Raw genomic sequence first — 13,307 nt, forward strand, 5'->3', positions numbered from 1 at the left:
CCTTTGCAGCGCAACTATCGCAGGGTCCGTTGCGTTAAGCGCGCTCGAGATGCCCCAAGAAGTGACCCGCGCGCTGGCTACATGAGTGAAGTTTGACCAAAGAAAAAAGCCACCTCAAGGGTGGCTTTTTCGATCTAAACGCTTATTGGGCGAGTAGATGTTGTTTGGTGGCGCTTCAGGGATTCGAACCCCGGACCTGCGGATTATGATTCCGTCGCTCTAACCGGCTGAGCTAAAGCGCCTTGCGAAGAACGCGACTATAGCAAGGTTTTCTACGACAATGCAAGCCCCGCCGAAAAAAGGCGATCGAAACGGCGAGCAGTCCCCTTCATGTTCAGCTTCATCAAGAAAAAACTGGGCTTCGGTTCCGATGCCACCCCCGCTGCGGAACCGGCTCCGGCGCCTGCGCCTGCGCCCGCCCCGGCGGTAGCCCCCGTTGCTGCACCGTCGGCAGCCTCGGCACCGGCGGCGCCTTCGGCGTCCCCTGCGGCTGTCGCACCGCCCCAACAGCCAGTGGCGACGGTCCCAGCGAGCCCGGCAATTCCTGCCCCCGCGCAGCCTACTTCCGCGCCCGCCGTCGTGGCCGCACCGGCGCCTGTTTCTCCGCCGGTCCCGGCTTCTCCCCCGGTCCCTGTAGCCGCAACGGCCCCTGTCGCCGCACCGGCCCGCGTTACCGCACCGCCTCCGGCGCCGGTCTCCGCCAGTCCCGCCCCGATCTCCGCCCCGGTCGCCTCCCCCCTCGCCGCCCCGGAACCCGCCCCCCGCAAGAGCTGGATGGACAAGCTCCGCCAGGGTCTCCGCAAGACCGGCTCCAGCATTGCCCAGGTGTTCACCGGCACCCAGATCAGCGACGAGCTGTATGAAGAGCTGGAAGCCGCGCTCCTGATGGCCGACGCGGGCGTCAAGGCCACTGAATTCCTGCTGCAGGACCTCAAGCGCCGGGTCAAGGAAACGAAAGCCACCGACCCCGCAGCCGTCCGCCTGTTGCTGGTCGATGCCCTCACCGAACTGCTCCAGCCGCTGCAGCGTCAACTCGTCATCGGTGAGCACTCGCCCACCGTGATGATGGTGGTGGGCGTGAACGGCGCCGGCAAGACCACCAGCATCGGCAAGCTCACCCGCCATCTGGCGGATGCAGAAGCCAACGTGCTGCTCGCCGCCGCCGACACCTTCCGCGCCGCGGCTCGCGAACAGCTGTCGGTCTGGGCCGACCGCAACCGCGTGCAGATCGTCAGCCAGGAAGGCGGCGACCCCTCGGCCGTCACCTTCGACGCGGTGGTGGCTGGCCGCTCGCGCGGTGCGGATGTCGTGATCGCCGACACGGCCGGCCGTCTGCCGACCCAGCTCCACCTGATGGAAGAGCTCAAGAAGATCAAGCGTGTGATCGGCAAGGCCCAGGAAGGCGCGCCGCATGAAGTGCTGCTGGTGGTGGACGGCAACACCGGCCAGAACGCGCTGACCCAGGTCAAGGCCTTCGACGAGGCGCTGGGCCTGACGGCCTTGATCGTCACCAAGCTGGACGGCACGGCCAAGGGTGGCGTGCTGGCCGCCATCGCGCGGGAGCGGCCGGTGCCGGTGTACTTCATCGGCGTGGGCGAGAAGCTGGAAGACCTCCAGACTTTCGACGCGCGCGAATTCGCGCAAGCGCTGCTCGAGTAATCACTGGCGACGCGGGGCAGAGCGCGTCGGGCACAAGAGTCAGCCACAAGACTCAGGCCTAACGCTGAAGCACAGCAGTCACGCACAAACAAAAGGGCTCCCTCGGGAGCCCTTCGTTATGGAGGCCAGGACCGGGCGGAAGGTCGCCAGCCAATAGGCGGCGCCACCGACCGTCCTCGGTCAGAACGGCATGCCGCCGCCCCCGCCGCCCATCATGCCTTTCATGCCCTTCATGCCGCCGAGCTTCTTCATCATCTTCATCAGGCCGCCGCCCTTCATCTTCTTCATCATCCCCTGCATCTGGTCAAACTGATTGAGCAGGCGGTTGACTTCCTGGATCTGGACGCCGGCACCGGCGGCAATCCGGCGCTTGCGGCTGGCCTTGGACTTGCCGTCCATCAGCAGCGACGGCTGGCGGCGCTCCTTGGCGGTCATCGCATTAAGGATGCCCTCCATGCGCTTCATGTCGCGTTCGGCCTTGTCCATGTCGGCGGCGCCGGCCTTGGCCGTCATCTGGGTGGGCAGCTTGTCCATCAGGCCGGACAGGCCCCCCATCTTCTTCATCTGGGAAATCTGGGCCAGGAAGTCGTTCAGGTCAAAGCCGTCTCCGGACTTGAGCTTCTCGGCCAGCTTCTGCGCCGCCTCGACGTCCACGCCCTTCTGGACTTCCTCCACCAGGGCCACGATGTCGCCCATGCCCAGCACGCGGCCGGCGTGGCGCTCCGCATCGAAGACTTCCAGGCCGTCGATCTTCTCCGACACGCCCGCGAACTTGATGGGCGCGCCAGTGATCTGCCGCACCGACAGCGCCGCACCACCGCGCGAGTCGCCGTCCAGCTTGGTCAGCACGATACCGGTCAGCGGCAGGGCCTCCTTGAAGGCCTTGGCGGTGTTGATCGCGTCCTGACCCTGCATGGCGTCCACCACGAACAGGGTTTCGACCGGCTTGAGTGTGGCGTGCAGGTCACGGATTTCCGCCATCAAGGCTTCGTCGATGGCCAGGCGGCCGGCCGTGTCCACCAGCAGCACATCAAAGAAATGACGGCGGGCATGGTCCACGGCGGCCAGCGCGATGTCATGCGGTTTCTGGTCCGGCGCAGACGGGAACCACTCGGCGCCGGCCTGGGCGGTGACCGTCTTGAGCTGTTCAATGGCCGCCGGGCGATACACGTCCGCCGAGACCGTCAGCACCTTCTTCTTGCGCTTTTCGATCAGGTGCTTGGCCAGCTTGGCGGTGGTGGTCGTCTTGCCGGCGCCCTGCAGGCCGGCCATCAGGATGATGGCGGGCGGCTGGGCGGCCAGGTTGATGTCCGCAATGCCCTCGCCCATGGTGGCGGCGAGTTCCTTGTGGACGATGCCCACCAGCGCCTGGCCGGGGGACAGCGAGCCCACCACCTCGGCGCCCAGCGCTTTTTCCTTGACGCGGGCGACGAAGTCGCGAACGACGGGCAGGGCCACGTCCGCCTCCAGGAGGGCCATGCGCACCTCCCGCAACATGTCCTGCACGTTGTCTTCGGTGATGCGGGCCTGCCCGCGCATCGTCTTGACGAGGCGACTCAGGCGGTCGGTGAGAGTGGATGCCATTGTTCAAACGCCGATTGAAAGGCGGCGGGTCTCATTACACTTTGCGGATGATTTTATCGTTCGGATCGGAACAGCCCGCCGGCCTGCTGCTGACACTGCTCAGCATGACCGGTGTTCTGGCTTACACGCTGGCCGCCGTCTGGGCCACCCGTCGACCCAATACCTGGCGCGCCATCCTGGCCGTCGCCTGGTGCCTGCACCTGGCCGCGCTGGTCACGGACATCGCCGGCATCGGTGCGCCGGGGCCGGAGGGCGCCCTGATGCACGCCGCCCGGTTCGGTTTTGCCCCGTCGCTGTCCATGACCCTGTGGCTGGTGCTGGGGGTGTACTTGGTGGAGAGTCGCTTTCTGCCGCTGCCCTCGGCCCAGCGCTGGTTGAGTGTGCTGGGCCTGATCGTGATGTTGCTGGCGTGGCTGTTCCCTGGCGAGTATCGCCCACAGGCCGGTTCCGCGCTGGCGCCGTTGCACTGGGCGATGGGGCTGGCGTCCTACGGCCTGTGCGGCGTGGCGGTGATGCATGCGGTGATGCTCAACCGGGCCGAGAAGCAGATGCGGGCGCAGAAAGGGCAGGGCGGCCCGATGCTGGCCACGCCGCTGCTGCGGCTGGAGCGGCTGACCTTTCAGTTTGTCGGCGCCGGTGTGGTGGTACTGTCGCTGGCCCTGCTGCTGGGCTGGGCCTTCAGCCCGACCTGGCGCTGGGACCACAAGACTCTGTTCGCGGTGATGGGCTGGGTGGTGCTGACCGGGCTGCTGACCGGACGCCGTGTGTTCGGATGGCGCGGACGCCGGGCCACGCGATGGCTGTACTTCGGGGCAGGGTTGCTGCTCCTGTCCTATGCCGGATCGCGTTTTGTGCTGGAAGTGGTGTTGCAGCGCAGCTGGTGATCGGACCGTCGTGATGAAACTTTTGTTCTGGGTGCTGGTGCTGGCACTGTTCTTCTTTGTGCTGGGCTTCAAGCGCGGCCGGCCTGAGCGCAGCACCCCGCCGCCCACACCGCGCAGCGCCACGCCGGCCGCTGCCGCCGCTGAACCGGAACCTGAACGCATGGTGGACTGTGCCGAATGTGGCACGCACCTGCCGGTGAGCGAGGCGCTGCCAGGGCGGGGCGGCCACTTCTGCTGCGCGGAGCATCGCAGTCGGTTCGAGGCCCGGCTGACCTGATGTTGGGGCGCCACCCACCCGCGCACTGCTGACGCCCGCTCGAGTCCGCAGTCCGCCCGAGCCCGCCCGCACTGATCGTCCCAACCGCACAGACCGCACAGCACCGCACAGCACCGACCGCCCCGACCGCCCGCCATGCCCTTGTCCGACACTTCCGCCCGCGCCTCCGGCATCAGCACCACCCAGCGCCTGTACCGCGCCTTCATGGGCGCGCGTGCCACGCTGAGCCTGGCGCTGCTGGCCACCCAGTCGCTGGCGAGCCTGATGGGCGCCCGGCCCAGTGCCTGGGCGGCCTGGCTGTCGCTGCTCTACGGCGTGCAGGCAGTGCTGGCCTGGATCCTGCCCCGCTGGTTCGGCGGCGGCACCTGGCCGCCCACCCCCGACCGCCAGTCGCTGAGCTGGCGCCAGATCACGCTGAGCATCGGCGTGGACCTGGCGCTCTTCAGCCTGCTGCAATGGTGGGACCCGGCCGGCCTGAGCTATGGCGCCTTGCTGTTCATGCCGGTGCTCATGGCCGGCGCCCTGTTGCCGCGTCTGCCCGCCCTGGCCTGCGCGGCGCTGTCCAGCCTGCAATTGCTGGCGGTGGCGGTGTGGGCGGTGATGATGGGCCTGGAGGGCGGCCTGCGGATCAGCCAGGCCGGTTTGCTGGGCGTGGGCCTGTTCGTCGTCACGCTGCTGGCCAATGAGCTGGCCAGCCGTCTGGCCCGCGAGGAACGCGCTGCCCGCGGCAGCCTGGAATATGCGCGCCAGCAAGCCGATCTGAACCGCCTGGTGATCGAAGAGATGGATGAAGGCGTGCTGGTGGCAGACCGGCGCGGCCTGGTGCGGACCGCCAATCCCGCCGCCCGCGCGCTGCTGGCCGAAGGCGCCACCCTGCGCCCCGGCCCCTTCCGCCTGGATGCCACCCCCACCTGGGCGCCCCTGCTGCGGGCGCTGACCCAGGCCTACAGCGAACGCAGCTGGCCGGACACCGGCCGCGACGTGTTGCTGGACTTCGGCGGCGGCCTGCAGCGCTCGCTGCATGTGCGCATGCGCTTCACCATGCGGTCCCTGGACGGGGACGACCTGTGTGTGCTGTTCGTCGAAGACAACCGCCACCTCGAAGCCCGCAACCGGCAGGAGAAGCTGGCGGCGATGGGTCGTGTCTCGGCTGGCATCGCGCACGAGATCCGCAACCCGCTCACCGCCATTGCGCAGGCCAATGCCTTGCTGGAAGAAGACTGCGCCGGCCAGCCGCGCCTGGAGCAGCTGACCCGCATGGTGGCCGGCAATGTGGAGCGGCTCAAGCGCATCGTGGACGATGTGATGGAGGTGGCCCCCGGCGTTGCCTCCATCCCCCAGACGGTGCAGTTACCCCCGCTGGTGCGTGAATACTGCACGGACTGGGCCGCCACCCAGCGACTGCCCCAGGACGACACCAGCCCCCTGCGCCTGGCCATCAGCCTGGACGAGACAGCCACGGTGAGCTTCGACCCGCACCACCTGCGCCGCGTCCTGATCAATCTGCTGGACAACGGCCTGCGCCATGCCCGCCCGATGCCGGCGGCCGTGCGTGTGGAAGTGATGCAGGAAGGCACGGAGTGGGTCCGTCTGTCGGTGCTGAGCGACGCCGATCCCATCCCGGCCGAGGTAGAACGACACTTGTTCGAACCATTCTTTTCAACCCGAAGCCGAGGCACGGGCCTGGGCCTGTACATTTGTCGGGAACTCTGCGAGCGGTACGGTGCCAAGATCGACTTCCACCGTCAGGAGTCGCAGCACGTGAATGAGTTCCGTGTGCTGCTGCCCCGCCTCGCCTCTCCTGCTGGCCAAGACACTACCCATGAGCGCTGATTCCCGACTGCTGGTGGTCGATGACGAACCCGACCTGCGCACCCTGTATGAGATGACGCTGTTGCGGGAAGGTTTTGCACTGGACAGCGCCGGCACCGTTGAAGATGCGCTGGCGCTGCTGGACAGCAAGCGCTACGACGCCGTCATCACCGACATGCGACTGCCGGACGGCACCGGACTGGATGTGCTGCGGTGGCTGGAGCAGCGCGGCCGCAGCGAGCGCGCCATCGTGATCACCGCCTATGGCTCGCCCGAGAATGCGGTGGAAGCCTTGAAGGCCGGCGCCTATGACTACCTGACCAAGCCGGTGGACCTGCGCCAGTTCCGCATGGTGGTCGCCTCGGCGCTGGGACGGGTGCCCCGACCCGAGTCGTCGGCCTCCACGATGGCCGCGCGTGCACCGTCGCCCGGCAGCGCGGGCGGGCCTGCGCCATTCCCGGCAACGGGCGCGGTGTCGGCGGCGTCGCCTTCCTCCGCGGCTTCCGCGGTGCCGGCCTCACCGTCCTCACCGGCCTCACCGGCATCCCAGCCGTCCTACGCCTCAGCGTCGGCTTCGGCCACTGCGCCTGCGCCAACGATGTTTGGCAACCGCCCGCTGTCCCCCGCGCCGCTCGCCTCCCCACCGCCGCACGAGTCCGATGCGCCGACCGTCACGCCCATGGGTGCCGCGATGGTCGAAGCCTCTCGCAAGGCGGCGCTGCCGCGAGGCCGCGTGGCAGCGGCCGGGCCGGTGTCAGCGCTGGAGCGGCTGGTCGGTGATTCGGCCGCCATGCGTCAGGTGCGTCAGCTCATCGAGAAGGTGGCGCGCAGCATGGCGCCGGTGCTGCTCAATGGCGAGTCGGGCACCGGCAAGGAACTGGTGGCCCGCGCCATCCACGATGTCAGCGCCCGCCGTCCCCAACCCTTTATTGCCGTCAACTGCGGCGCCATTCCCGAGCAGTTGCTGGAGGCCGAGTTCTTCGGCTATCGCAAGGGCGCCTTCACCGGTGCCACCGAAGACCGCGAAGGTTTCTTCCAGGCCGCCCAGGGCGGCACGCTGTTCCTCGACGAAATCGGCGACCTGCCGCTGGCGATGCAGTCCAAGCTGCTGCGCGCGCTGCAGGAACGTTCGGTGCGTCCAGTGGGCGCGGTGGCGGAAATGCCGGTCAATGTCCGGCTGCTCAGCGCCACCCACAAGGACCTCGCCGCCGAGGTGATGGCGGGGCGGTTTCGGCAGGACTTGTATTACCGGCTGAATGTCATTCAGATCCGCGTGCCGCCGCTGCGCGAGCGCATGGAAGACCTGGCGCCGATCAGCGCCCGGGTGCTGGAGCGCATCGCCACCGACGCCGGCGTGGAGCCGGTGCCGCAACTGACGGCGCAGGGCCTGGCGGCGCTGGGGCGCTACAGCTTCCCCGGCAATGTGCGGGAACTGGAGAACCTGCTGCATCGGGCGCTGGCCCTGTCCGGCGGCGAGACCATCGATGTGGCCGATCTGGACCTGCCCGAGGCACTGCTCGAAGCCGAGGAAGTGCCGGAGGCCGTGACCGACACCGCCGACCTGGCGCAAGGCGTCCCGCTGCCGGCCGAGGCGCTGGGCCAAGCCCCGCTGCCGTCCGACCTGGCCACCTACCTGGACGAAGTGGAAAAGCGCCTGCTGCTGCGCGCGCTCGAGCACTACCGCAACAACCGGACGGCGGCCGGCGCCAGTCTCGGACTGTCGCTGCGCCAGATGCGCTACCGCATGGCCCGCCTGGGCATTTCGCTCGGGGCTGACGACAACTGATCCTGCGATCGGCCGCGGGTGTGCGGATGCCGATCCTGCGCGCCCGCGTGCGCCCTCATCCTCCCTCTGGCGCTCAGGCATGGACGCATACCGCCCCGTCGTTGTCTCTTCGGGAAGCCCCTAGATGGGGCTTGTCCTGATCACCTGTGACAGCCGTCCGGTGCCGCCCGATGGCCCCATCGGACCGGCCTTGCCGGAGCCCCTTTGATGATGCGTGTTTGCAGGCATTTCGGGCCCGCAAGCCGCGTCAATCCTTGGCCTTGAAACGAAGGTCCCGAATCCATCGGCGCTGTGCGGGGACAGGGCTTGAGAGGGCTGACATGCCCAGGTCGGTTCCCAGCTCGTAACGCTATTGGTAGTTGCTTGAAGGTAGACCAGACCCTAGATATAGTGTCTCGCATGCTATCCTGCTGACTTCGCAAACCAGCGATGAACGCCTTCCCCGCAGTTGCTCCGATGCCCCCGCGCCGCTTGCGCGCCGGTCAGGTCATGGTGTGGGGCATCACGGCGGAAAAACGCTTCTTGCATCACCCCATTACTTGATGACGCTGGCCCGGTCGGGTTGTCCGGGCACGGCGTTGCTTTTTGTTTTTTCGAACCAGAACAGACGAGGATCCCATGCAGACAGTCGCCGTCACACCGACCGCCGAAGCGGGCCTGGCGCAGACTCCCCGTGAGTCCGCACCGCTGGCCGCCGGCGGCTACCAGGCCTACCAGATCATCCGCCGCAACGGTGCGGTGGTGCATTTCGAGCCGAGCAAGGTGGCGGTGGCCATGATGAAGGCCTTCCTGGCCGTGCATGGCACCAGCGGTGCAGCGTCCGCCAGCGTGCGCGAGACGGTGGATGCGCTGACCGAAGCCGTGGTGCGTGCGCTGGTGCGTTCGCGTCCGGGCGGCGGCACCTTCCATATTGAAGACGTGCAGGATCACGTCGAGCTGGCGCTGATGCGCGGCGGTCACCATGAAGTGGCCCGCGCCTATGTGCTGTATCGCGAGCGTCGTTCCATGGAGCGCAAGGTCCAGGGCGAGGCGCAGCAGGCTGCCGTGCTGGAGTCCGGCATCAGCGTGACCGAGAACGGCACCCGCGTGCCCCTCGACCTGAACAAGCTGTCCGCCCTGATCGTCTCCAGCTGCGAAGGCCTGGGCGCTGACGTCAAGCCCGAGCCGATCCTGGCCGAGACCAAGCGCAACCTGTATGACGGCGTCCCGATGGACGAGGTCCACAAGGCCGCCATCCTGGCTGCCCGGACCCTGATCGAGAAGGACCCCGGCTACACCCGCGCCACCGCCCGTCTGCTGCTGCACACCATCCGCAAGGAAATCCTGGGCGAGGAAGTGACGCAGGCCGAGATGGCCACCCGTTACGCCGACTACTTCCCCACCTTCATCAAGAAGGGCGTGCAGGCCGAACTGCTGGACGAGCGTCTGCAGCAGTACGACCTGGCCAGGCTGGGCGCCGCCCTGAAGGCCGAACGCGACTTCCAGTTCGACTACCTGGGCCTGCAGACCCTGTTCGACCGCTACTTCCTGCACGTCGACGGCACCCGCATCGAAATGCCGCAGGCCTTCTTCATGCGTGTGGCCATGGGCCTGGCGCTGAACGAGATCGACCGCGAAGCCCGCGCCATCGAGTTCTATGAAGTGCTGTCGAGCTTCGACTTCATGTCCAGCACCCCGACGCTGTTCAACTCCGGCACCCGTCGCTCGCAGCTGTCGAGCTGCTACCTGACCACGGTGGCCGACGACCTGGACGGCATCTACGAGGCGCTGAAGGAAAACGCGCTGCTGTCGAAGTTCGCCGGCGGCCTGGGCAATGACTGGACGCCGGTGCGCGCCCTCGGTTCCCACATCAAGGGCACCAACGGCAAGAGCCAGGGCGTGGTTCCCTTCCTGAAGGTGGTCAACGACACCGCCGTGGCGGTGAACCAGGGCGGCAAGCGCAAGGGCGCCGTCTGCGCCTACCTGGAAACGTGGCACCTGGACATCGAAGAGTTCCTGGAGCTGCGCAAGAACACCGGTGACGACCGCCGTCGTACCCACGACATGAACACGGCGAACTGGATTCCCGACCTGTTCATGAAGCGCGTCATCGAAGGCGGCGACTGGACCCTGTTCAGCCCGTCCACCTGCCCGGACCTGCACGACCTGTTCGGCCAGGCCTTCGAGACGGCCTATGTCGCCTACGAGGCCAAGGCCGACCGCGGCGAGATCAAGCTGTTCAAGCGCATGCAGGCCCGTGACCTGTGGCGCAAGATGCTGACCATGCTGTTCGAGACCGGCCATCCCTGGATCACCTTCAAGGACGCCTGCAACGTGCGCTCGCCGCAGCAGCACGTGGGCGTGGTGCACTCGTCCAACCTGTGCACCGAGATCACGCTCAACACCAACGACAACGAAATCGCGGTGTGCAACCTGGGCTCGGTCAATCTGGCGCAGCATCTGAAGGACGGCGAGATCGACCAGGTCAAGCTGAAGAAGACGGTGTCCACCGCCATGCGGATGCTGGACAACGTCATCGACATCAACTACTACGCGGTCAAGAAGGCGCGTGACTCCAACCTGCGTCACCGTCCGGTGGGTCTGGGCATCATGGGCTTCCAGGATGCGCTGTACCAGCTGCGCGTGCCCTACGCCTCCCAGGCCGCGGTGGAATTCGCCGACCGTTCGATGGAAGCCGTCTGCTATCACGCCTACTGGGCGTCCACCGACCTGGCCGCCGAGCGTGGCCGCTACAGCAGCTACCGCGGTTCGCTGTGGGACCGCGGCATCCTGCCGATCGACTCGCTGAACCTGCTGGCCGAAGCCCGCGGCGGTTATGTGGACGTGGACCGTTCCGCCACCCTGGACTGGGACAGCCTGCGCGCCAAGATCGCCCGTGACGGCATGCGCAACAGCAACTGCGTGGCCATCGCCCCGACCGCGACCATCTCCAACATCATCGGCGTGGACGCCTCGATCGAGCCCTGCTTCGGCAACCTGTCGGTCAAGTCCAACCTGTCCGGCGAGTTCACCGTGGTGAACGAGTGCCTGGTCCGCGACCTGAAGAAGCTGGGCCTGTGGGACGACGTGATGGTCATGGACCTGAAGCACTTCGACGGTTCGCTGCGCCGCATCGACCGCGTGCCGGAAGAGCTCAAGCAGCTCTACGCCACCGCCTTCGAAGTGGACACGGTGTGGCTGGTGGAAGCCGCCGCCCGTCGCCAGAAGTGGATCGACCAGGCGCAGAGCCTGAACATCTACATGGCCGGTGCATCGGGCAAGCGCCTGGACGAGACCTACAAGCTGGCGTGGCAGCGTGGTCTGAAGACCACCTACTACCTGCGCACCATGGGCGCGACGCACGCCGAGAAGAGCACGGTGCAAAACGCCGGCCAGCTCAACTCGGTGAGCAGCTCGGTCGGTGGCATGCACGCCGCGCCGGTGGCGGCATCGGTCGCACCGGTGGCTGCAGCTGCAGTCGAGACCTCGGTCTCGCCCGTCATTGACGCTTCGACGCCGGCCACCGACGTCAAGTTTTGCGCCATTGACGACCCGGGTTGCGAAGCCTGCCAGTAAGCAGTTGTTGAAGGCTCAATGAAGTCTCATTGAAGTCCCGATGAAGGCCGCGAGGCTGCCGTCAGATGCGTGAATCATCTGCGGCAAGCCTTGCGGAAAAGTCGGGCTGACGCTCGCGATGCGAGTGTTCATCGATGTTTCCGGGCGTCGCGCGTTTTTGGAGAAGCGGCGCGGCAGCATCGATGAACACTTTCCGGCGGACCTCACACCCGCCGCTTCAGCGCTCCATGCACCCACGCCGCGCGCCTCCTCGGAAGCGAAATGCGATGCGGACCAGCAACAGGGAAGTGGCGCTGAAGTCAAGAAGTCCTTTGTGTTTGAACACAACACTCCGATAATCCGCGACGATAGGAAGACCACCATGTTGGTTTGGGAAGAAGACCGTAAACCTTCGAGCAGCGCGCCGGCCTCCGGTGCACCGATTCACGCAGCGACCATGACCCCCATGGACGCCGCGCGTCAGTCCGTCGCTTCAAACCCTGCATCGCATGCAGCGTCGGCGGACCTCACTGCACCCGCCGCCGCCCGACGTGTCAACGTCGCGGACAAACGCATCATCAATGGCCAGACCGACGTCAACCAGCTCGTACCGTTCAAGTACAAGTGGGCGTGGGAAAAGTACCTGGCCACCTGCGCCAATCACTGGATGCCGCAGGAAGTGAACATGTCTCGCGACATCGCTCTCTGGAAGGACCCCAATGGTCTGACCGAGGACGAGCGCCGCATCATCAAGCGCAACCTTGGTTTCTTCGTGACCGCGGATTCACTGGCGGCCAACAACATCGTGCTGGGCACCTATCGCCACATCACCGCGCCCGAAGCTCGCCAGTTCCTGCTGCGCCAGGCCTTCGAGGAAGCGATCCACACCCACGCCTACCAATACATCGTGGAGTCGCTGGGTCTGGATGAGAGCGAGATCTTCAATGCCTATCACGAGGTGAAGTCGATCCGCGACAAGGATGAGTTCCTCATCCCCTTCATCGACGCGATCATGGATCCCAACTTCGTCACCGGCACGCCGGAGACGGACCAGACGCTGCTGAAGTCGCTGATCGTGTTTGCCTGCCTGATGGAAGGCCTGTTCTTCTACGTCGGCTTCACGCAGATCCTGGCGCTGGGTCGCCAGAACAAGATGACCGGTGCTGCCGAGCAGTATCAGTACATCCTGCGCGACGAATCCATGCACTGCAATTTCGGCATTGACCTGATCAATCAGATCAAGCTGGAGAATCCGCATCTGTGGACGCCTGAGTTCCGCGCCGAGATCAAGCAGCTGTTTGAGCAGGCCGTGGAACTGGAATACCGCTACGCCGAAGACACCATGCCGCGCGGCGTGCTGGGTCTGAATGCAGCGATGTTCAAGGGCTACCTGCGTTATATCGCCAACCGTCGCGCCACCCAGATCGGTCTGGAGGCTCTCTTCCCGAATGAAGAGAACCCGTTCCCCTGGATGAGCGAGATGATTGACTTGAAGAAGGAACGCAACTTCTTCGAGACCCGCGTGATCGAATACCAATCGGGCGGTGCCCTGTCCTGGGACTGATGAAGTCCCCGGCCGGAGCAACCCCTGAACTGTTGACTGTTTGACTGAAGAGAAGAGATCAAGATTGGCGATGCAATTCACCGACCGACACAGAAGCGGCGGCCTGCATCGCACCCTGATTCATTGCACCGTGGCGAACTCCCTCGACTCATGGGCAATGAATACCTGCACTGGCAACAACCGGTTGTTGACGGGCAGGGCTATTTC

8 protein-coding genes and 1 tRNA gene are annotated in these 13,307 nt (G+C 66.0%); 7 read left to right on the forward strand and 2 right to left on the reverse strand.

All coding sequences use genetic code 11. The annotated features are described in order from the left end of the window. Positions 1 to 165: 165 nt before the first annotated feature. A tRNA-Met gene (locus DES44_RS01355) sits at positions 166 to 242 on the reverse strand. 88 nt (positions 243 to 330) lie between these two features. Between DES44_RS01355 and ftsY the strand changes: the two genes are divergently transcribed. After that, positions 331 to 1,659, forward strand: coding sequence for a signal recognition particle-docking protein FtsY (gene ftsY / locus DES44_RS01360; RefSeq protein WP_198164824.1), 1,329 nt, complete (start codon positions 331 to 333; stop codon positions 1,657 to 1,659). A 180-nt stretch (positions 1,660 to 1,839) separates the two neighbouring features. Here the strand turns inward: ftsY and ffh are convergent, their stop codons facing one another. Beyond that, on the reverse strand, positions 1,840 to 3,243 hold the full coding sequence (gene ffh / locus DES44_RS01365; protein ID WP_058936544.1) for a signal recognition particle protein: 1,404 nt from the start codon (positions 3,241 to 3,243) through the stop codon (positions 1,840 to 1,842). Between the two features lie 47 nt (positions 3,244 to 3,290). Here ffh and DES44_RS01370 point away from each other — a divergent pair, with 47 nt between their 5' ends. The 6 genes from DES44_RS01370 to DES44_RS01395 all read left to right on the forward strand — a co-directional run bounded on the left by DES44_RS01370 (position 3,291) and on the right by DES44_RS01395 (position 13,100). Then, on the forward strand, positions 3,291 to 4,127 hold the full coding sequence (locus DES44_RS01370) for a cytochrome C assembly family protein (protein ID WP_058936543.1): 837 nt from the start codon (positions 3,291 to 3,293) through the stop codon (positions 4,125 to 4,127). A 13-nt stretch (positions 4,128 to 4,140) separates the two neighbouring features. Then, on the forward strand, positions 4,141 to 4,404 hold the full coding sequence (locus tag DES44_RS01375; protein WP_116001255.1) for a PP0621 family protein: 264 nt from the start codon (positions 4,141 to 4,143) through the stop codon (positions 4,402 to 4,404). A 135-nt stretch (positions 4,405 to 4,539) separates the two neighbouring features. Continuing rightward, positions 4,540 to 6,237, forward strand: a complete 1,698-nt coding sequence (locus tag DES44_RS01380; protein ID WP_058936541.1) for an ATP-binding protein — start codon at positions 4,540 to 4,542, stop codon at positions 6,235 to 6,237. After that, positions 6,227 to 8,002, forward strand: coding sequence for a sigma-54-dependent transcriptional regulator (locus tag DES44_RS01385; protein ID WP_058936540.1), 1,776 nt, complete (start codon positions 6,227 to 6,229; stop codon positions 8,000 to 8,002). The genes DES44_RS01380 and DES44_RS01385 overlap by 11 nt, the downstream gene beginning before the upstream one ends. A 618-nt stretch (positions 8,003 to 8,620) precedes the next feature. Next, positions 8,621 to 11,557, forward strand: coding sequence for a ribonucleoside-diphosphate reductase subunit alpha (locus DES44_RS01390; RefSeq protein WP_083525847.1), 2,937 nt, complete (start codon positions 8,621 to 8,623; stop codon positions 11,555 to 11,557). 361 nt (positions 11,558 to 11,918) lie between these two features. Further along, positions 11,919 to 13,100, forward strand: coding sequence for a ribonucleotide-diphosphate reductase subunit beta (locus DES44_RS01395; RefSeq protein ID WP_058936539.1), 1,182 nt, complete (start codon positions 11,919 to 11,921; stop codon positions 13,098 to 13,100). Positions 13,101 to 13,307 lie beyond the last annotated feature (207 nt).

This window comes from Roseateles depolymerans (genome assembly GCF_003387155.1).
In the GTDB taxonomy this organism is placed as follows: domain Bacteria; phylum Pseudomonadota; class Gammaproteobacteria; order Burkholderiales; family Burkholderiaceae_C; genus Roseateles; species Roseateles depolymerans.